The following is a 20641-nucleotide window of genomic DNA, read 5'->3' as shown; positions in this document are numbered from 1 at the left end:
GTGTTTTTGTAGATCGGGTAAGGCGAAGCCGCCACCCGACAAAAGCCGCACTCAGTCAGCACGACCCATATAGCGTTTTTCTTCGATATGGATGCGGATTTTCTCACCCGCGGACAGGTATTCAGGTACCTGCACCACCAGACCGGTGGTCAGCGTCGCGGGTTTGTTACGCGCACTGGCGGACGCGCCTTTGATGCCCGGTGCCGTTTCAACGATTTCCAGATCAACCGTCTGCGGCAGTTCCAGTGCCAGCAGCACGCCGTCCCAGGTAAGAACCTGCATATCCGGCATACCGCCTTCAGGAATGAACAGCAGCTCTTCTTCAATCTGATCTTTGGTGAAGATGTACGGGGTGTAATCTTCTTTATCCATGAATACATACTCGTTGCCGTCGATATAGGAAAAATCAACATAGCGACGGGTCAGAGTGACGGTATCAACGATATCATCACCTTTAAAACGTTCTTCCACTTTAAGGCCGGTACGTACATCGGCGAAACGCATTTTGTACAGCGTTGCTGCACCACGGGCGCTCGGGGCCTGAATATCGATATCTTTCACAATCAGCAGTTTGCCGTTGTAATTCAGTACCATACCTTTCTTAATTTCGTTCGCTCTTGGCATTGCAGTAATCCTGTCTACGGGAGGTAAAAAATATCGCGCCAAATTACTCGTGCGCGGCCTTTCAGGCAAGCGGAATTCGTGGCTTTTGCTATCAATACACAAAAGGTGTTACTGTGCGCCCGATACCCGATTGCGCGGGTCTTTCACCGATAGAGAGCATTTATGGATTGTCGTCCCGATTGCGGCGCGTGCTGTACCGCACCGTCCATTTCCAGCCCCATTCCAGGAATGCCGGAGGGCAAGCCTGCGAATACCCGCTGCGTTCAGCTCTCTGAAACCAACCTGTGCATGATCTTTGGCTCGCCTCTGCGCCCGAAGGTCTGCTCCGGGCTGCAGCCCTCCGCAGAGATGTGCGGCAACACGCGCACGCAGGCGATGACGTACCTGCTTAACCTGGAAGCGCTCACCGCACCTTAAACGTCTTTAATTCTTGTCAGGCACGCTATCGTCAGGGTGCACATCACCAGCGCAATCCAGAACACCGTATGATAGTTCCAGATTTCAGCCACCACGCCGGCCATTGAGCCTGCGATAATCCAGCCCACGCGGGTGGTATTAGTATAAAGGGTGGTGGCGGAGCCAGCCTGGCCCGGCATCAGATCCTGGAAATAGAGCATGCCAATTCCGGCGAGTATGCCGATATAGATGGCGTTCAGCAGCTGTAAAGCGAGCAGCAGTCCCGGCGTATGTACCGTCAGCATTCCGACATAGAACAGTAGCCCGGCGACGGCGGCGATACGCATCAGAAAACGTTTCCCGAAACGCTTCGCGTAATAGCCAGCAATCAGCATGGTGGGAATTTCAAGCCCGGCCGCGGTCCCCATCATGATGCCAGCAAGCTTCTCGGGCAGATGCAATTCATCAATAATAAACAGCGGCATATTAATGATATACAGGCTGTTTGTGCCCCACATCAGCGTACAGATAATAAAGAGGAGCAGGGCGTCACGACGGTTACGACGCGGTGCTTCCAGCACGCCTGTTGCCACTTTTGGCTCTTTACGCATCGACGGCAGAAAGAACCACACCATGGCGCCACACACCACAAAGGCCACTGCCGCACTCAGGTACATCACCGTAAAGCCAAACCCCATCGCCAGCGCGTAAGCCAGCGGCGGGCCAATAACCCACGCCAGCGATACTTGCGCACGCAGAATAGAGCTGAACATCACCGCTTCTCGCCCGGTATGGTCGGCATGCTCACGGGCAAGGGCGAACATCTGCGGATTCGCCGTTGAACCGAAACTGCTCAGAAACACCCCGATAAACAGCAGAACAAAATAGTTGCGGTTCCAGGCAAACAGGACGCAGGCGAACACCCCCAGCAGACAGCAAAAGACGATCAGGCTTTTACGATCGCCTTTTTTATCTGAACGCCCCGCCAGAAACTGGCTCACCAGGATGCCGATAATGGCGCTTCCGGTAAAGAAGAAGCCCACCATCGCCGGACGCGCATGGACTTCATTGGTCAGGAACAGGCTCAGCGTAGGGGTCTGCAGCGCACCGGCGATGCCGGTCAGGAAGGCAACAATTAAAAATGCCGTTGAGGTGAAATCAAAGGGCTTCGGTGAGACGGCGGCGGGCGTGTTATGCATGTTTCACAGTCGGTGAGTTTCCAGGAGACGCGGAGTGTACGTCGCGAGTCAGAAAATAAACAGAGGGTGAGGTCAATTTCGCCACGAATAATCAAAATGGCATTTCATATTCGCGTGCAGCTGACCTTAGCTGAAACTGATTTGCTGACCGTCAGCAAAATTCAGCTGAACGAGGAAGAAATGTGCTGCATCTCTAAATTCTGCAATCAGAAATGTAACTTTCCTTGCAACGTCTTGCAGAAAGCGCAAGACTTTTTGAAACGTTTCAGCGCTATCTTGTTTTAACAAACGGAGCAGGCTAGCGCATTTTTTCTCAGTGAAGCTGAAACGATTCACTTTCAGCAGGAGAGGAGAACCATGTTCCAGTTATCTGTACAGGATATCCACCCGGGCGCTCAGGCCGGGAACAAAGAAGAGGCCATTCGTCAGGTTGCCGCTGCCCTTGTGCAGGCCGGCAATGTGGCTGAAGGCTACGTCAATGGCATGCTGGCGCGTGAGCAGCAGACCTCGACCTTCCTCGGCAATGGCATCGCCATTCCGCACGGCACCACAGACACCCGCGATCAGGTGCTGAAAACCGGCGTTAAGGTTTATCAGTTCCCGCAGGGCGTTGTGTGGGGCGAGGGGCAGGTGGCTTACGTGGCCATCGGTATCGCGGCCAGCAGCGACGAGCACTTAGGTTTGCTGCGTCAGCTGACGCATGTGCTGAGCGATGACGCCGTGGCCGAGCAGTTGAAATCTGCCACCACCGCTGAAGAGCTGCGCGCTCTGCTGATGGGCGAAAAACAGAGCGAAGCGCTGAAACTGGATAACGACACGCTGACGCTGGACGTTGCCGCGACCGATCTGGTGACGCTGCAGGCCCTGAATGCCGGACGCCTGAAAGAAGCCGGGGCAGCAGACGCTACCTTTGTCACCCGCGTCATTAACGATAAGCCTCTCAATCTGGGCCAGGGTATCTGGCTGAACGACAGTGCTGAAGGCAACCTGCGGAGCGCTATCGCGGTGAGCCGTGCCGCAAACGCCTTTGACGTAGACGGTGAAAGCGCTGCACTGCTGGTGACCGTCGCCATGACCGATGGCCAGCCGGTTGCCGTGCTGAAGCGTCTGGGCGATCTGCTGCTGAACAACAAAGCTGAAAAACTGCTGAACGCGGATGCCGCCACCGTGCTGGCTCTGCTGACCAGTGATGATGCGCTGACGGATGACGTGCTGAGCGCAGAGTTCGTTGTGCGTAACGAGCACGGCCTGCATGCCCGTCCGGGCACCATGCTGGTGAATACCATTAAACAATTTGAAAGTGAGATCACCGTGGCTAACCTGGATGGCACGGGCAAAGCGGCCAATGGTCGTAGTCTGATGAAAGTTGTCGCGCTGGGCGTGAAGAAGGGTCACCGTCTGCGTTTCACCGCGCAGGGTGCGGATGCTGAACAGGCGCTGAAAGCGATTGGCGATGCCATCGCGGCGGGTCTGGGGGAGGGCGCATAATGAGCAGACGTGTTGCGACTATTACGCTGAACCCGGCTTATGACCTGGTGGGGTTTTGCCCGGAGATTGAGCGCGGCGAAGTAAACCTCGTGCGTACCACTGGCCTGCATGCTGCGGGCAAAGGGATTAACGTCGCGAAAGTGCTCAAGGATCTCGGTATCGATGTCACCGTGGGGGGATTCCTCGGTAAAGATAACCAGGATGGTTTCCAGCAGCTGTTCAGCGAGCTGGGCATTGCTAACCGTTTCCAGGTCGTTCAGGGCCGTACCCGTATCAACGTCAAACTGACGGAGAAAGACGGGGAAGTGACCGATCTGAATTTCTCTGGCTTTGAAGTGACGCCGTCTGACTGGGAGCGTTTTGTTAACGATTCTCTGACCTGGCTGGGCCAGTTCGACATGGTGTGCGTCAGCGGCAGTCTGCCATCTGGCGTAAGCCCGGAAGCCTTCACCGACTGGATGACGCGCCTGCGCAGCCAGTGCCCGTGCATCATCTTTGACAGCAGCCGTGATGCGCTGGTCGCCGGCCTGAAAGCGTCCCCGTGGCTGGTGAAGCCTAATCGCCGTGAACTGGAGATCTGGGCTGGCCGGAAGCTGCCAGAATTAAAAGATGTGATTGACGCTGCCCATGCGCTGCGCGAGCAGGGTATCGCTCACGTGGTGATTTCGCTTGGTGCAGAAGGGGCGTTGTGGGTTAACGCGTCTGGCGAATGGATCGCCAAACCGCCGTCGGTTGACGTTGTCAGCACCGTTGGCGCCGGGGATTCGATGGTTGGCGGTCTGATCTATGGCCTGCTGATGCGCGAATCCAGTGAACATACTTTACGTCTTGCCACCGCCGTTGCAGCCCTGGCCGTGAGTCAGAGCAATGTCGGCATTACCGATCGTACCCAGTTAGCCGCGATGATGGCGCGCGTTGACTTAAAACCTTTTAACTAACAGCAGGAGAGGAATAATGAAAACGCTGCTGATTATTGACTCCGGTCTCGGACAGGCTCGCGCCTATATGGCGAAGACCCTGCTGGGAGCGGCGGCGAACAAAGCACATCTGGAAATGACCGATAACCCGGGCGACGCTGAACTGGCGATTGTGCTGGGTGATAAGGTCCCGGCTGACAGCGCGCTGAACGGCAAAAAAGTGTGGCTGGGCGATATTAATCGCGCGGTGGCACATCCGGAACTGTTCCTGAGCGAAGCGAAAGGCCACGCGTCTGTCTACAGCGCACCGGCTGCGGCAGCACCGGTTGCTGCCACGGGCCCGAAACGCATTGTGGCGGTGACAGCTTGTCCGACGGGCGTCGCGCATACCTTTATGGCGGCTGAAGCGATTGAAACCGAAGCGAAAAAACGCGGCTGGTGGGTAAAAGTTGAAACCCGTGGCTCGGTGGGGGCGGGCAATGCCATCACCCCGGAAGAAGTGGCGGAAGCCGATCTGGTGATCGTTGCGGCGGATATCGAAGTGGATCTGGCGAAATTCGCAGGTAAACCGATGTACCGCACCTCTACCGGCCTGGCGCTGAAAAAGACCGCGCAGGAGTTTGATAAAGCGCTGGTGGAAGCCCAGCCTTATCAGGCAACCGGTGCGGCTAAACCGGCTACCGAAGGGAAAAAAGAATCCGCGGGCGCCTATCGTCACCTGCTGACCGGTGTGTCTTATATGCTGCCGATGGTGGTGGCGGGCGGTCTGTGTATCGCACTGTCATTCGCGTTTGGTATCACCGCATTTAAAGAAGAAGGGACGCTGGCTGCGGCGTTAATGCAGATTGGTGGCGGCTCCGCGTTCGCGCTGATGGTGCCGGTGCTGGCAGGCTTTATCGCCTTCTCCATCGCTGACCGTCCGGGCCTGACGCCGGGTCTTATCGGCGGTATGCTGGCCGTGAGCACCGGTTCCGGCTTTATTGGCGGTATCATTGCTGGTTTCCTGGCGGGTTACGTCGCGAAGCTTATCAGCTCAAAGCTGAAGCTGCCGCAAAGTATGGAAGCCCTGAAACCGATTCTGATCATTCCGCTGATTTCAAGCCTGGTGGTCGGTCTGGCGATGATTTACCTGATTGGTAAGCCGGTGGCGGGTATCCTGGCGGGTCTGACCCACTGGCTGCAAACCATGGGCACGGCAAACGCGGTGCTGTTGGGTGCTATCCTCGGTGGCATGATGTGTACCGACATGGGTGGTCCGGTAAACAAAGCGGCCTATGCATTCGGTGTGGGCCTGCTGAGTACCCAGACCTACGCGCCAATGGCGGCCATTATGGCGGCCGGTATGGTGCCACCGCTGGCGCTCGGCCTGGCAACGATTATTGCGCGTCGTAAATTCGACAAAGCGCAGCAGGAAGGCGGCAAAGCAGCGCTGGTACTGGGCCTGTGCTTTATCACCGAAGGGGCGATTCCGTTCGCTGCCCGTGACCCAATGCGTGTTCTGCCTTGCTGTATCGTTGGCGGCGCGGTGACCGGGGCTATCTCAATGGCGATTGGCGCGAAGCTGATGGCACCGCACGGTGGTCTGTTCGTTCTGCTGATCCCAGGCGCTATCACCCCGGTACTGGGTTACCTGCTGGCGATTGTTGCTGGTACGCTGGTGGCGGGGCTCTCTTACGCGGTGCTGAAACGCCCTGAAGCGGAAGCGGTGGCAAAAGCAGCCTAAAAGTGGTGTCGGGTGGCGGTTTCGCCTTACCCGACCTATAAAAAAGCCGGACGCTTAACGCGATCCGGCTTTTTTTATGCCGCCTGTTCAGCGGTCTGCTGTGCCTTCAGCCAGGCGATCTCTTCCGCCCAGATATCCGGATTGATGGTTTCCAGCACCATGGGGATACCATCGAAACGGGCGTCCTGCATGATAAAGCGGAACGCATCATGGCCAATATTACCTTCACCCAGGCTGTGGTGACGGTCTACGCGGCTGCCAAAGGCGCTTTTGGCATCGTTTAAGTGCATTCCGCGCAGATACTTAAAGCCCACCACGCGTTCGAACTCATCGAAGGTGTTTTTCGTGGCCTCGGTTGTACGCAGATCGTAACCGGCTGCAAACGCGTGACAGGTATCGATACATACGCCCACGCGGGATTTATCTTCCACGCCGTCAATGATGGCGGCCAGATGTTCAAACTTAAAGCCGAGGTTGCTGCCCTGACCGGCGGTATTCTCGATCACCGCGGTCACCCCCTGGGTTTTATCCAGCGTGATGTTAATGGACTCCGCAATGCGTGCCAGGCAGGCCTCTTCGTCTATTTGCATCAGATGGCTACCCGGATGGAAGTTCAGCAGCGTCAGCCCAAGCTGCTCGCAGCGCTGGACTTCATCCAGAAACGCTTCGCGGGACTTCTCCAGCGCTTCCTGAACCGGATGACCGAGGTTGATCAGATAGCTGTCGTGGGGAAGGATTTGACCCGGCCCGTAATGGTACTTCTCACAGGCGGCTTTGAAATCATCTATGACGTCAGCGGTAAGCGGCGCGGCGCGCCACTGGCGCTGGTTTTTGGTGAACAGGGCGAAAGCGGTCGCCTCAATTTCGGCGGCGCGAATGGCGGCATTCGCAAGGCCACCGGCAGCGCTGACGTGCGCTCCAACGTATTTCATAAAGGGACTCCTGTTAACCCGAAATGCGTATCATAACGGGTTAACAGGAGAAGGATGTAGTGGTTTATGCCATCAGGCTGTGAACCACGAGGTTAATCGCACCGCCACCTACAATCAGCCAGATGAAGAGCACCAGCGCCATCAGCAGCGGTTTCGCACCGGCTTTTTTCAGCGCGCTGACGTGCGTGGTCACCCCCAGCGCCGCCATCGCCATCGCCAGCAGCACGGTATCCAGCGTCACCAGCATATCGACCACCGCTTTTGGCAGCAGGTGGAAGGAGTTGAAAATCGCCACCACGATAAACAGGATCGCAAACCACGGTATGGTGATTTTACTCTTCTGATTACCACCCGCGGGCGCAAGCTGTTTCACGCGGGCGGCCAGGATAATCAGGAAGGGTGCCAGCATCATGACGCGCAGCATTTTAGCAATCACCGCGGCGTTTTCTGCTTCCGGGTTAATGGCATGACCCGCCGCCACGACCTGCGCCACTTCATGCATGGTTGAGCCAATGTAGATGCCATAGGTTTCCGGGCTAAACCAGTGGGCAACCAGCGGATACATGGCCGGGTAGAGGAAAATAGCCAGCGTACCGAAGATCACCACGGTCGCGACCGCCACCGTAACTTTGCTGGATTCCGCCTTGACCACAGGTTCGGTTGCCAGTACCGCCGCCGCACCGCAAATACTGCTCCCGGCACCGATCAGCCAGCTGGTCTGTTTATCCAGGCCAAAGATTTTCTGCCCGATAAAGCAGGCCAGTAAAAAGGTGCTGGTCAGGGTCAGGACGTCAATGGCGATACCGCTAATGCCGACATCCGCAATCTGTGAAAAGGTGAGGCGAAAGCCGTAAAGAATGATCCCGAGGCGCAGCAAATGCTGCTTGGCAAAAATAACGCCGCCATCACAGGACTTCCAGATGTGCGGGTAAACGGTGTTACCCACGACCATGCCGAGCAGGATCGCCAGCGTTAAGGCGCTAAAACCGGCACCGGCGACGGCGGGAATGCTGCCGCCCCATAATGCCACACCGGTGACGACCGCGCTGAGCGCAAGACCCGGCACGAAGTGCCACAATGTACGATGATGCTGTAAGGTGATTTCTGACATAACCTTCTCCTTTGTCTGGCTAAAGGTTACGGCGCGCTGGTTTAAAAATAAAATTGATTATATACTTATAATCAATCTATATAAGTGGTAAGTAACCATGCACATTACTTTGCGTCAGCTGGAAGTTTTTGCCGAAGTACTGAAAAGCGGGTCGACGACCCAGGCCTCGCAGATGCTTTCGCTTTCCCAGTCTGCGGTCAGCGCCGCGTTAACCGATCTTGAGGGCCAGTTGGGCGTGCAGCTCTTCGACAGGGTAGGGAAGCGGCTGGTGGTCAACGAACATGGCCGCCTGCTTTATCCCCGTGCGCTGGCGCTGCTGGAACAGGCAACGGAAATTGAACAACTCTTCCGGGAAGAGAACGGTGCCATCCGCGTGTATGCCAGCAGCACCATCGGGAACTATATCTTGCCGGAAGTGATCGCCCGCTATCGCCGGGATTTCCCGACCCTGCCGCTGGAGATGAGCGTGGGGAACAGTCAGGATGTGATTAACGCGGTAATCGATTTTCGCGTGGATATCGGTCTTATCGAAGGGCCGTGCCATAACGTCGATATCATTGCGGAACCCTGGCTGGAAGATGAGCTGGTGGTCTTCGCCTCACCCGCCTCGTCGTTATTGCAGGGTGAAGTAACCCTGGAACGTCTGGCGCAGGCGCAGTGGATCCTGCGTGAGCAGGGCTCCGGCACGCGGGAAATTGTTGATTATCTGCTGCTCTCCCATTTGCCGCATTTCCAGCTGGGGATGGAGCTTGGCAACTCAGAGGCGATCAAGCATGCGGTGCGACATGGCCTTGGGATCAGCTGCCTTTCACGACGGGTCATTATTGAACAGCTTGAGGCCGGAACGCTGGTTGAAGTTCCGCTTCCGCTGCCCAAACTGGTGCGCACGTTGTGGTGTATTCACCATCGTCAGAAACATCTTTCCAGCTCGCTGCAGCGTTTTCTGCGCTATTGCGCCATGTAAAAGCGCCCCTCACCCCAATGGGGAGAGGGAAAAATTATGCTTTACTTATAATCCTGGCCGAGTCATGAAGCTCTCTTATAACTCAGTATTTCTGCCGGAAGGAACGCGGATCGTCTGCTACAATCGCGCCTCATTTATTAGATGGACAGCATTTTCACATGGTTTCAGAAACTAAAACCACAGAAGCGCCCGCGCTACGCCGCGAACTCAAGGCGCGTCACCTGACGATGATCGCCATCGGCGGCTCAATCGGTACAGGTCTTTTCGTTGCCTCCGGGGCAACCATTTCGGCAGCCGGCCCGGGTGGGGCACTTTTCTCTTATATCCTGATTGGCCTGATGGTCTACTTCCTGATGACCAGCCTGGGCGAACTGGCCGCGTACATGCCGGTATCCGGTTCGTTTTCGACCTACGGTCAGAAATACGTTGAAGAAGGCTTTGGTTTCGCGCTGGGCTGGAACTACTGGTACAACTGGGCGGTCACCATCGCCGTTGACCTTGTCGCCGCACAGCTGGTTATGACCTGGTGGTTCCCGGACACGCCAGGCTGGATCTGGAGTGCGCTGTTCCTTGCGGTCATCTTCCTGCTGAACTACATCTCCGTTCGCGGCTTTGGCGAAGCGGAATACTGGTTCTCTTTGATCAAAGTGGCAACCGTCATCATCTTTATCGTCGTCGGTGTGGCGATGATCGTTGGTATTTTCAAAGGGGCGGAACCGGCCGGGTGGAGCAACTGGACGATTGGCGATGCGCCGTTTGCCGGTGGTTTCTCGGCGATGATTGGCGTGGCGATGATTGTTGGCTTCTCCTTCCAGGGCACCGAGCTGATTGGTATTGCTGCCGGTGAGTCTGAAAACCCGGAGAAGAACATTCCGCGCGCGGTGCGTCAGGTATTCTGGCGTATTCTGCTGTTCTATGTGTTCGCGATCCTGATTATCAGCCTGATTATCCCGTACACTGACCCAAGCCTGCTGCGCAACGATGTCAAAGACATCAGCGTCAGCCCGTTCACGCTGGTCTTCCAGCATGCCGGTCTGCTCTCTGCGGCGGCGGTAATGAACGCCGTTATCCTGACCGCGGTGCTCTCTGCGGGTAACTCCGGTATGTACGCCTCAACCCGTATGCTCTATACCCTGGCCTGTGACGGTAAAGCGCCGCGTATTTTCGCAAAACTGTCTCGTGGTGGTGTGCCGCGTAACGCGCTGTATGCCACAACGGTCATTGCTGGTCTGTGCTTCCTGACCTCCATGTTCGGTAACCAGACGGTCTACCTGTGGCTGCTCAACACCTCTGGTATGACGGGCTTTATTGCCTGGCTGGGGATTGCCATCAGCCACTACCGCTTCCGTCGCGGCTATGTTATGCAGGGACACGATCTGAACAACCTGCCGTACCGTTCCGGGTTCTTCCCGCTGGGGCCGATTTTCGCCTTCATTCTGTGTCTGATTATCACCCTGGGCCAGAACTATGAAGCGTTCCTGGCGGACACCATTGACTGGGGCGCCGTAACGGCCACCTACATTGGTATTCCGCTGTTCCTGGTGATCTGGTTTGGCTACAAGCTGATGAAAGGAACGCACTTCGTTCGCTACAGTGAAATGGAATTCCCTGAACGATTTAACAAATAAACCGCACTTCCTCTCTTTTAGCCCGCTCATTTGAGCGGGCTTTTTTATCTCCACATTATGCAGAACGGATATAATTTTTAACAATTTAATTGATAATAATAATCGTTTGCTTTATCGTTACGTCAAAATAAGCAGACCACCGACCCGCCGGAGATGCGGGCGGAGCAAAAGGCATTGTGGGCAATAATCTTTTGATTTAGTTGTATTTACCTCATGGAGATATGGAATGTTTAGGTTGAATCCCTTCGTCAGGGGAGGACTCTGTGCGTCCGCAATGTCCCTGGCACTGCCTGTCATCGCTGCGGAATCCAGCGACACACTGGTTGTCACGGCGTCAGCGACTGAGCAAAACCTGAAGGACGCACCGGCGAGCATCAGCGTCATCACCCAGGAAGACCTGCAGCGTAAACCCGTTCAGAACCTGAAAGATGTGTTGCAGGACGTACCGGGCGTGCAGCTCACTAATGAAGGGGACAACCGTAAAGGGGTAAGTATTCGCGGTCTGGACAGCAGCTATACGCTGATCCTGATCGACGGTAAGCGTGTTAACTCCCGCAACGCCGTCTTCCGCCATAACGATTTCGATCTGAACTGGGTTCCGGTCGATGCGATCGAGCGGATCGAAGTAGTGCGCGGGCCAATGTCCTCGCTCTACGGTTCAGATGCGCTGGGCGGCGTGGTGAACATCATCACCAAGAAAATCGGTCAGAAGTGGACGGGCACCCTGAGCGCCGACTCCACCATTCAGGAACACCGCGATCGCGGGGACACCAACAACGGCCAGTTCTACACCAGCGGCCCGCTGGTGGACGGCGTGCTGGGGCTGAAGGCCTACGGCAGCGTGTCTAAGCGTGAAAAAGACAAACAGCAAGAATCGTCTACCACAACGAGCGGTGAAACGCCGCGCATTGAGGGCTTCACCAGCCGCGATGCCAATGTGGAATTCGCCTGGACGCCGACGGAAGATCATGACTTTACCGCAGGCTATGGTTTCGACCGCCAGGATCGTGATTCCGATTCCCTCGATAAAAATCGCCTTGAGCGCCAGAACTACTCCGTGAGCCACAACGGCCGCTGGGGGACAGGCAACAGCGAACTGAAAGTTTACGGCGAGAAGGTGGACAACAAAAACCCGGGTAACAGCCATACCATCACTTCCGAGAGCAACGCCGTTGATGGTAAATACGTGCTGCCGCTGGGTGAAATCAATCAGCTGCTGACCTTCGGCGGCGAATGGCGTCACGACAAACTGAAAGATCCGGTAAACCTGACCGGCGGCTCCGGCAGCGCGACTTCTACCAGCCAGTATGCTCTCTTCCTTGAAGATGAATGGCGGATATTTGAACCGCTGGCGCTGACTACCGGCATCCGTATGGACGACCACGACACCTACGGCGATCACTGGAGTCCGCGAGCGTATCTGGTCTATAACGCGACCGATACCGTCACGGTGAAAGGGGGCTGGGCAACCGCGTTTAAAGCGCCATCCCTGCTGCAACTGAGTCCGGACTGGATCACCGGATCGTGTCGCGGTGCCTGCGAGATTGTCGGTAACCCGAACCTGAAACCGGAAACCAGCGAAAGCTTTGAACTCGGGCTGTACTACAGCGGGGAAGAGGGATGGTTAGAGGGCGTGCAGGCCAGCATTACCACCTTCCAGAACAATGTTGATGACCGTATCAGCATCAGCCGTACGGCGAACGTTGACCAGGCTAAGAGCTACCCGAACTACGTGGGGCTGAATGCTGACGGTGAACCGATCTTCCGCTATTACAACGTCAACAAGGCGCGTATTCGTGGCGTGGAATCCGAGCTGAAGATCCCGGTGGCTGAGGACTGGAAGTTGACGCTGAACTATACCTACAACGACGGGCGTGATATCAGCAACGGCGGCAACAAACCGCTGTCCGAACTGCCGTTCCATACCGCCAACGGTACCGTGGACTGGAAGGCGACGCAGGACTGGTCGTTCTACGTCCAGGGCCACTACACCGGCGAGAAACGTGCGTTAACCAGCGCAGACGCAACGCCGGGCGGCTATGTCATCTGGAATACCGGCGCGGCATGGCAGGCAACGAAAAGCGTGAAGCTGCGCGCGGGCGTGCAGAACCTGCTGGATAAAGATCTGAGCCGCGACGATTACAGCTACACGGAAGATGGCCGCCGCTACTTTGTGGGTGTGGATTATAAGTTCTGATGTGGTTTTCATGCCCGGTGGCGCTTCGCTTACCGGGCAAAAAAGACCGCACTTACCCGAACAAATGCTCCGCATGGAAGCGGAGGTGATCCTCAATAAAGGATGCAATGAAATAGTAGCTGTGGTCATATCCGGGCTGAATACGCAGCGTCAGCGGCCAGTCTTTCTGACGTGCGGCTTCAGCCAGCACGGCGGGCTGTAGCTGTCCGGCCAGGAACTGATCCGCATCACCTTGATCGACAAGCGTCGGGATCGCATTTCCAGGCTGGCTCGCCAGCATCAGGGCACAGCTGTCCCACTCCTGCCAGCGTTGTGCGTCATCGCCCAGATAGTTCGTAAAGGCTTTCTGCCCCCACGGTACCTGGGTGGGGTTCACTATTGGCGCAAACGCGGAAACGCTGGTGTATCTGCCAGGATTTTTTAGCGCCATGATCAACGCGCCGTGCCCACCCATGGAATGCCCGCTGATGGCACACCGGTTGCTTACTGCAAACTCACGCTGGATCAGGGCTGGCAGCTCGTCGGCAATGTAGTCGTACATGCGGTAATGGCTCGCCCACGGCTGCTCTGTGGCGTTCAGATAGAACCCGGCCCCTTTGCCCAGATCATATCCGGCATCGTCCGCCACCTCATCGCCACGCGGGCTGGTGTCTGGCATCACCAGGGCGATACCCAGCTCGGCCGCCACACGCTGCGCACCCGCTTTGGTGGTGAAATTCTCATCGTTACAGGTTAATCCCGAGAGCCAGAACAGAACCGGGGGCTTAACACCCTCTTCAGTGGGCGGCAGGAAAATGCTGAACGTCATGGCACAGTTCAGGACAGTGGAGTCGTGGCGCCAGCGCTGCTGTCGACCTTCAAAACAACGATGCTCTTCGAGCAGTTCCATGCAGGGCTCCTTAATACGAATTGCTATTCATTCAACCCATAATACAGAGTTTTCATTTACCTGTGAGCAACTTTCACTTTCGCAAGACAGCGAGATCCTGCATCATAAATTTACTTTTTATTAACAACTGGAGCGGTCATGGCGCTGCGAATTGCGCTCAGTGGATTTGTGGTTCTGGTGGTAGCGATGGGAATTGGGCGCTTCGCGTTTACCCCTCAGGTGCCGCTGATGATTGCCGCCGGGCAACTCACGCTCACCAGCGCAGGTCTGGTGGCGGCGATGAACTATCTGGGCTATCTGGTGGGCGCATGGGATGCGATGCGCGCCCATCGCTTCGTTGAAACCCGCCTCTGGCTGGGTATTACTGGCGCTGTGGCGTTGACGCTGCTTTCCGCCGCCGCGGATAACGCGCTGGTACATGGTCTGCTGCGCTTTGTGATTGGATGCATGAGCGGCTGGTCGATGGTGCTGATTGCCGCCTGGACCAACGAGCGGCTGGGGCAACTGGGTAAACCGGGTTTGAGCGCGGCCGTGTTTGCCGGGCCGGGCGCAGGTATCGCCCTGAGCGGACTGCTTGCGGTCTATATTCACGCAAAAGCGTTGTCGGCCGGGGCCGCATGGCAGATTTACGGCGTGCTGGCGCTGGTGCTTATCGCACTGGTTGCCCGCTATTTACCGCGTGCCGGGCAACTGCACCGGCCGGGCAGCGCGCCTGAACCCCTTATTCTGACGAAAGATTTGAAGTGCCTGGTCTGGAGCTACAGCCTGGCCGGATTTGGCTACATCCTGCCTGCAACATTCTTATCGCAAATGGCGGCCGTGCGTTTTCCCGGCAGCCTGTTTGCACAGTTTGTCTGGCCGATATTTGGCGCTGCCGCTGTTGTGGGCATCGTGCTCAGCATCGTTTTGCGCCACACCTCTACCTCGAACCGCAGGCTGGCTATCGTGCTGTGGTTACAGGGGGCGGGTGTGCTGGCGGCGTGGCTACTGCCGGGAATTGGCGGCTTGCTGACGGGCGGCCTGCTGGTCGGCGGCGGATTCCTGTGTGCCGTTCAGCTCTCTTTACTCTACGGGCGCGAGCTGGCACCCGAACATACCCGCTATATGGCGGGGCTGCTGACTACCGGTTATGCCATTGGACAGCTGGTGGGGCCGATGACCTCGGCGTTATCCACCTGGCTTACCCACAAGCTTGAGCCTGCGCTGGGGCTGGCGGGCGTTGCGCTGTTCATTGCGGGCGCGCTGGTGTGGAACCGTCAGGCCGAAAGGCAGCAGCAATTGCAATAATTATCGTCGTGAATACTGGATTATGTGCGCGGCCTCACGCACAATGAGCGCACACTTTTGCCACAACGAGGGCAAAAGACGCCACACCTGCAGGAGAAAAGAATGTCAACACTCAGTAAAGAAGCGGCCCTTGTCCACGAAGCCCTGGTTGCGCGCGGTCTTGAAACGCCACTGCGTCCACCCGTTCAGGAAGTGGATAATGAAACCCGTAAGCGTCTGATTGCCGGGCACATGACCGAGATCATGCAACTACTGAATCTCGATCTGAGCGACGACAGTCTGATGGAAACGCCGCATCGCATCGCAAAAATGTATGTCGACGAAATTTTCTCCGGCCTGGACTACGCCAACTTCCCGAAAATCACCGTCATTGAAAACAAAATGAAGGTGGATGAGATGGTGACGGTGCGCGATATTACGCTGACCAGCACCTGCGAGCACCACTTCGTGACCATCGACGGTAAAGCGACCGTGGCTTACATTCCAAAAGATACGGTGATAGGTCTGTCCAAAATCAACCGTATCGTGCAGTTCTTTGCCCAACGCCCACAGGTGCAGGAGCGTCTGACGCAGCAGATCCTGACTGCGCTGCAAACGCTGCTGGGCACCAATAACGTCGCGGTCTCCATTGACGCGGTTCACTACTGCGTGAAGGCGCGCGGTGTACGTGATGCCACCAGTGCGACCACCACCACGTCGCTGGGCGGTCTGTTTAAATCCAGCCAGAACACCCGCCAGGAGTTCCTGCGCGCCGTGCGTCACCACAACTAATCTGACAGGGCAGGGACCATGGAGCGAAACGTCACGCTCGATTTTGTTCGCGGCGTCGCCATTCTCGGTATCCTGCTGCTTAATATCAGCGCCTTCGGCCTGCCGAAGGCCGCTTATCTCAACCCCGCCTGGTATGGCGAGATCACCCGTCGCGATGCCTGGACGTGGGCAATCCTCGATCTCTTTGCTCAGGTGAAATTCCTCACCCTCTTTGCGCTGCTGTTTGGCGCCGGTCTGCAACTGCTGCTCAAACGCGGCACCCGGTGGATCCAGTCACGTCTGACCCTGCTGGTGCTCCTTGGCTTTATTCACGGCCTGTTCTTCTGGGACGGTGATATTCTTCTCGCCTATGGATTAGTCGGGCTGATTTGCTGGCGACTCATCCGTGATGCGCATAGCGTCAAAAGCCTGTTTAACACCGGCGTGATGCTTTATGTCATGGGGCTTGGCGTGCTGCTGTTGCTGGGCATGATCGCCGGCGACGCAACAAGCCGCTCGTGGATACCGGACGCCGCCAACCTGCAGTATGAGCAGTTCTGGAAGCTAAAAGGCGGCGCGGAAGCGATAAGCAATCGCGCGGATATGCTGGGCGATAACCTGCTGGCACTGGGGGCGCAATATGGCTGGCAGCTGGCGGGGATGATGCTGATGGGCGCATCCCTGATGCGCACCGGCTGGCTGAAAGGGGAATTTAGCCTGCGCCACTATCGTCGCACAGGCGTCTTGCTGGTGCTGCTGGGCGTGGCGATCAATCTTCCGGCGGTGATTGCGCAGTGGCATCTACACTGGGATTACCGCTGGTGCGCTTTCCTGCTGCAGGTTCCGCGCGAGCTCGGTGCCCCGTTCCAGACCATCGGCTACGCCGCGCTCATCTATGGCTTCTGGCCGCAGCTCTCCCGCCTCTGGATTGTCAGTGCCGTGGCCTGCGTTGGCCGCATGGCGTTAAGCAATTACATTCTGCAGACCCTCATCTGCACCACGCTGTTCTATCGATTCGGCCTGTTTATGAAATTCGACCGTCTTACGCTGGTGGCGTTTGTTCTTCCGGTCTGGACGATAAACCTGGCGTTTTCGGTTATCTGGCTGCGGTATTTCCGCCAGGGGCCGCTGGAGTGGGGGTGGCGTCAGTTAACCGCAAAAGCGTCAGGTGTTTCATTGAATAATACATCCAGATAACGATCTGGATCACAATCATTAACAAAATGGATGTAACCGTTTTCATCTGTGTGAGCTTCTTCACGTAGTCCCCTTTCTCTCGCTGCCAAAATAGCCACCTTGCTAAACACAGGGGGTGTCTGTGAGTTGCTGCAATCCTTTTAAGGATGGTGAATATGATCACCATTCGTGACGTCGCCCGTCAGGCGGGCGTTTCTGTGGCCACCGTCTCTCGCGTGCTGAACAACAGCGCGCTGGTCAGCCCTGAAACCCGTGAAACCGTAATGAAAGCCGTGACCCAACTGGGTTACCGCCCCAATGCTAACGCGCAGGCGCTGGCTACGCAGGTCAGTGACACCATTGGCGTGGTGGTGATGGACGTGTCGGATGCGTTTTTTGGCGCGCTGGTGAAAGCGGTGGACGTTGTTGCCCAGCAGCACCAAAAGTATGTGCTGATCGGCAACAGCTATCATGAAGCAGAAAAAGAGCGCTATGCCATCGAAGTGCTGATCCGCCAGCGTTGTAACGCGCTGATTGTGCATTCAAAAGCCCTGAGTGATGAGGAGCTTGCCGGATTTATGGAGCAAATCCCCGGCATGGTGCTCATCAACCGGATTGTGCCCGGCTATGCCCACCGTTGCGTGGGGCTGGATAACGTGAGCGGCGCCATGATGGCCACGCGCATGCTGATTAATAACGGGCACCAGCGAATCGGTTATCTGGCCTCCAGCCACGCGATTGAGGACGACGAACTGCGTCGCGAAGGCTGGCAAAACGCCCTGAAAGAGAACGGCATTGTGCCTGCTGAAAGCTGGGTAGGCACCGGTACCCCGGACATGCAGGGAGGGGAGGCGGCGATGGTCGAGCTGCTGGGCCGTAACCTGCAGCTCTCCGCGGTGTTTGCCTACAACGACAGTATGGCTGCCGGAGCACTGACGGCATTAAAAGATAACGGCATTGCGGTGCCACAGCATTTGTCGTTGATCGGTTTTGACGATATTCCCATTGCCCGTTACACCGACCCGCAGCTGACAACGGTACGCTATCCCATTGTCTCGATGGCCAAACTGGCGACTGAGCTGGCGTTACAGGGCGCGGCAGGGCTGCTTGATACGGGAGCAACACACTGTTTCATGCCGACATTAGTGCGCCGCCATTCGGTCTCTGCCCGGCAAATTGTGGTTCCGATCACTAACTGATAAAGCCAGCTGATGTAACCGTTTTCAATCTGTGAGTAAATTCACAGTATCTTAACAAGGCGCTGACTATGATGTCAGCGTTTTAGGGGCTGAAACGCTATGTAACAGTGATTATTCACTTTCACTATAGCCAACGTGCCGCAAACAACGAATAAAACGCATTTCTGGAGCGTTACCGAACACGGAAGATAGAAATTTTATAAGTGAACTTCGGCTGTCAGTAACGTTTTATTAACACCTGCCCGCCGATCGTTATTCACAAGAACTACCCTGCATAAAAAAAAACCGGAGATACCATGAATAAGAAGGTGTTGACTCTGTCTGCTGTAATGGCAAGCATGCTTTTTGGTGCAGCAGCGCACGCTGCGGATACCCGTATTGGTGTGACTATCTATAAATACGACGACAACTTCATGTCTGTTGTGCGTAAAGCGATCGAGAAAGATGCTAAAGCAGCGCCAGATGTTCAGCTGCTGATGAATGACTCCCAGAACGACCAGTCCAAACAGAACGACCAGATTGACGTCCTGCTGGCAAAAGGTGTGAAGGCACTGGCAATCAACCTGGTTGACCCGGCTGCTGCAGGCACAGTTATCGAGAAAGCGCGCGGCCAGAACGTGCCAATCGTCTTCTTCAACAAAGAACCTTCCCGTAAAGCGCTGGACAGCTATGACAAAGCGTATTACGTCGGTACTGACTCCAAAGAGTCCGGTATTATTCAGGGCGATCTGATCGCGAAACACTGGGCGGCCAACCCGAACTGGGATCTGAACAAAGACGGCCAGATCCAGTTTGTGCTGCTGAAAGGCGAGCCAGGCCACCCGGATGCTGAAGCGCGTACCACTTACGTTGTCAAAGAGCTGAACGACAAGGGTCTGAAAACCCAGCAGCTGGCTTTAGATACCGCGATGTGGGATACCGCTCAGGCGAAAGATAAAATGGACGCGTGGCTGTCTGGTCCTAACGCGAACAAAATTGAAGTGGTCATCGCTAACAACGACGCGATGGCAATGGGGGCGGTAGAAGCCCTGAAAGCACACAACAAATCCTCTATCCCTGTATTCGGCGTGGATGCGCTGCCAGAAGCGCTGGCACTGGTGAAATCAGGTGCGATGGCCGGTACCGTATTGAACGATGCCAACAACCAGGCGAAAGCCACCTTCGATCTGGCGAAAAACCTGGCCGACGGTAAAGGTGCGGCTGATGGCACCAACTGGAAAATCGACAATAAAATCGTTCGCGTACCTTACGTGGGCGTAGACCAGTCCAACCTGGCTGAGTTTATCGGTAAATAAGATAGTTAGTTATGTCTCCACAGGGCGCAACATGTTGCGCCCTTTTATAACGCGATATGCGAGGCCAACAAGGTATAATTATGGTCAGCACAACTACTCCGTCGTCCGGTGAATTCTTGTTGGAAATGAACGGCATCAACAAGTCGTTTCCCGGTGTTAAGGCACTCGATAATGTTAATTTAAAAGTTCGGCCTCATTCAATTCATGCCTTAATGGGTGAAAACGGTGCCGGTAAATCAACATTATTAAAATGTCTTTTTGGGATCTATCAAAAAGATTCTGGCAGCATTCTTTTTCAGGGGAAAGAGATCGATTTCCATTCAGCGAAAGAAGCACTGGAAAACGGTATCTCTATGGTTCACCAGGAATTGAACCTGGTACTGCAACGCTCGGTAATGGATAATATGTGGTTGGGACGTTATCCAACCAAAGGTGTTTTTGTCGATCAGGACAAAATGTACCGTGACACTAAAGCCATTTTCGATGAGCTGGATATTGATATCGATCCGCGCGCCCGCGTGGGAACATTATCCGTCTCGCAAATGCAGATGATCGAAATTGCTAAAGCGTTCTCCTATGATGCCAAAATTGTCATCATGGATGAACCGACATCGTCATTAACAGAAAAAGAGGTTAACCACCTTTTTACCATTATTCGTAAGCTAAAAGATCGCGGCTGCGGCATTGTTTATATCTCCCATAAAATGGAAGAGATCTTCCAGCTGTGTGATGAGATAACCATCCTGCGAGACGGCCAGTGGATTGCCACTCAGCCCTGATGAATCCCCTAATGATTTTGGTAAAAATCATTAAGTTAAGGTGGATACACATCTTGTCATATGATCAAATGGTTTCGCGAAAAATCA

Annotated in this window: 17 protein-coding genes and 1 pseudogene; 13 read left to right on the top strand and 5 right to left on the bottom strand. The window is 55.5% G+C overall.

All coding sequences use genetic code 11. The annotated features are described in order from the left end of the window. Positions 1 to 51: 51 nt before the first annotated feature. Positions 52 to 624 carry an elongation factor P-like protein YeiP gene (yeiP, locus tag ACOTZF_RS19285; protein ID WP_008500940.1) on the bottom strand — a complete coding sequence of 191 codons (573 nt, stop codon included), beginning with the start codon at positions 622 to 624 and terminating at the stop codon, positions 52 to 54. A gap of 162 nt (positions 625 to 786) precedes the next feature. On the opposite strand from yeiP, the gene ACOTZF_RS19280 reads away from it, so the two are divergent. Beyond that, entirely contained in the window at positions 787 to 1041 is a 255-nt protein-coding gene (locus ACOTZF_RS19280; protein ID WP_023619756.1) for a YkgJ family cysteine cluster protein, read from the top strand. On the opposite strand, the gene setB is transcribed toward ACOTZF_RS19280, so the two are convergent. Further along, on the bottom strand, positions 1038 to 2219 hold the full coding sequence (gene setB / locus ACOTZF_RS19275) for a sugar efflux transporter SetB (RefSeq protein WP_013097970.1): 1182 nt from the start codon (positions 2217 to 2219) through the stop codon (positions 1038 to 1040). The two genes, ACOTZF_RS19280 and setB, sit on opposite strands and share 4 nt — an antisense overlap. 357 nt (positions 2220 to 2576) lie before the next feature. On the opposite strand from setB, the gene fruB reads away from it, so the two are divergent. Genes fruB through fruA form a run of 3 tightly spaced genes read left to right on the top strand, consistent with a single transcriptional unit; the run spans position 2577 to position 6347 of the window. Next, positions 2577 to 3707: a fused PTS fructose transporter subunit IIA/HPr protein gene (gene fruB / locus ACOTZF_RS19270; RefSeq protein WP_129252173.1), complete on the top strand. Its 1131-nt coding sequence runs from the start codon at positions 2577 to 2579 to the stop codon at positions 3705 to 3707. Further along, positions 3707 to 4645 carry a 1-phosphofructokinase gene (gene fruK, locus ACOTZF_RS19265; RefSeq protein ID WP_014170919.1) on the top strand — a complete coding sequence of 313 codons (939 nt, stop codon included), beginning with the start codon at positions 3707 to 3709 and terminating at the stop codon, positions 4643 to 4645. The genes fruB and fruK overlap by 1 nt, the downstream gene beginning before the upstream one ends. 16 nt (positions 4646 to 4661) lie before the next feature. Then, the gene (gene fruA, locus ACOTZF_RS19260) at positions 4662 to 6347 is read left to right on the top strand and encodes a PTS fructose transporter subunit IIBC (RefSeq protein WP_023619758.1); all 1686 of its coding nucleotides are present in this window, start codon (positions 4662 to 4664) and stop codon (positions 6345 to 6347) included. 74 nt (positions 6348 to 6421) lie between these two features. Here fruA and nfo read toward each other — a convergent pair whose 3' ends face one another. Next, complete coding sequence (gene nfo / locus ACOTZF_RS19255) at positions 6422 to 7279, bottom strand: deoxyribonuclease IV (RefSeq protein ID WP_013097964.1); 858 nt, start codon at positions 7277 to 7279, stop codon at positions 6422 to 6424. A 64-nt stretch (positions 7280 to 7343) separates the two neighbouring features. After that, positions 7344 to 8390: a YeiH family protein gene (locus ACOTZF_RS19250; protein WP_013097963.1), complete on the bottom strand. Its 1047-nt coding sequence runs from the start codon at positions 8388 to 8390 to the stop codon at positions 7344 to 7346. Positions 8391 to 8487: 97 nt separating this feature from the next. Here ACOTZF_RS19250 and yieE point away from each other — a divergent pair, with 97 nt between their 5' ends. The 3 genes from yieE to cirA all read left to right on the top strand — a co-directional run bounded on the left by yieE (position 8488) and on the right by cirA (position 13179). Continuing rightward, on the top strand, positions 8488 to 9354 hold the full coding sequence (yieE, locus tag ACOTZF_RS19245; protein ID WP_029883079.1) for a DNA-binding transcriptional regulator YeiE: 867 nt from the start codon (positions 8488 to 8490) through the stop codon (positions 9352 to 9354). Between the two features lie 158 nt (positions 9355 to 9512). Further along, positions 9513 to 10982: an amino acid permease gene (locus ACOTZF_RS19240; protein WP_013097961.1), complete on the top strand. Its 1470-nt coding sequence runs from the start codon at positions 9513 to 9515 to the stop codon at positions 10980 to 10982. Between the two features lie 226 nt (positions 10983 to 11208). Continuing rightward, on the top strand, positions 11209 to 13179 hold the full coding sequence (cirA, locus tag ACOTZF_RS19235) for a catecholate siderophore receptor CirA (protein WP_129317569.1): 1971 nt from the start codon (positions 11209 to 11211) through the stop codon (positions 13177 to 13179). A 52-nt stretch (positions 13180 to 13231) separates the two neighbouring features. Here the strand turns inward: cirA and fghA are convergent, their stop codons facing one another. After that, positions 13232 to 14068, bottom strand: a complete 837-nt coding sequence (gene fghA, locus ACOTZF_RS19230) for an S-formylglutathione hydrolase (protein WP_047352227.1) — start codon at positions 14066 to 14068, stop codon at positions 13232 to 13234. 138 nt (positions 14069 to 14206) lie between these two features. Here fghA and ACOTZF_RS19225 point away from each other — a divergent pair, with 138 nt between their 5' ends. The 6 genes and pseudogenes from ACOTZF_RS19225 to ACOTZF_RS19200 all read left to right on the top strand — a co-directional run. Further along, positions 14207 to 15355, top strand: coding sequence for a YbfB/YjiJ family MFS transporter (locus ACOTZF_RS19225; RefSeq protein ID WP_029883076.1), 1149 nt, complete (start codon positions 14207 to 14209; stop codon positions 15353 to 15355). A gap of 102 nt (positions 15356 to 15457) precedes the next feature. Beyond that, positions 15458 to 16126 carry a GTP cyclohydrolase I FolE gene (gene folE / locus ACOTZF_RS19220; protein WP_114518892.1) on the top strand — a complete coding sequence of 223 codons (669 nt, stop codon included), beginning with the start codon at positions 15458 to 15460 and terminating at the stop codon, positions 16124 to 16126. An 18-nt stretch (positions 16127 to 16144) separates the two neighbouring features. Beyond that, entirely contained in the window at positions 16145 to 17302 is a 1158-nt protein-coding gene (gene yeiB / locus ACOTZF_RS19215) for a DUF418 domain-containing protein YeiB (RefSeq protein ID WP_013097956.1), read from the top strand. A gap of 155 nt (positions 17303 to 17457) precedes the next feature. Beyond that, positions 17458 to 18480, top strand: coding sequence for an HTH-type transcriptional regulator GalS (gene galS / locus ACOTZF_RS19210; protein WP_038984035.1), 1023 nt, complete (start codon positions 17458 to 17460; stop codon positions 18478 to 18480). Between the two features lie 296 nt (positions 18481 to 18776). Further along, a complete protein-coding gene (gene mglB / locus ACOTZF_RS19205; protein ID WP_014832691.1) occupies positions 18777 to 19775 on the top strand; it encodes a galactose/glucose ABC transporter substrate-binding protein MglB in 999 nt (332 codons plus the stop codon). 80 nt (positions 19776 to 19855) lie between these two features. Next, a pseudogene (locus ACOTZF_RS19200) lies at positions 19856 to 20551 on the top strand (ATP-binding cassette domain-containing protein); the annotation flags it as partial. Between the last annotated feature and the right edge of the window lie 90 nt (positions 20552 to 20641).

Source organism: Enterobacter cloacae complex sp. SHL021 (assembly GCF_049237765.1).
GTDB classification, from domain to species: domain Bacteria; phylum Pseudomonadota; class Gammaproteobacteria; order Enterobacterales; family Enterobacteriaceae; genus Enterobacter; species Enterobacter cloacae.
Note: the sequence above shows the minus strand (reverse complement) of the source record. Positions and strands in the feature narration are given on the sequence as shown.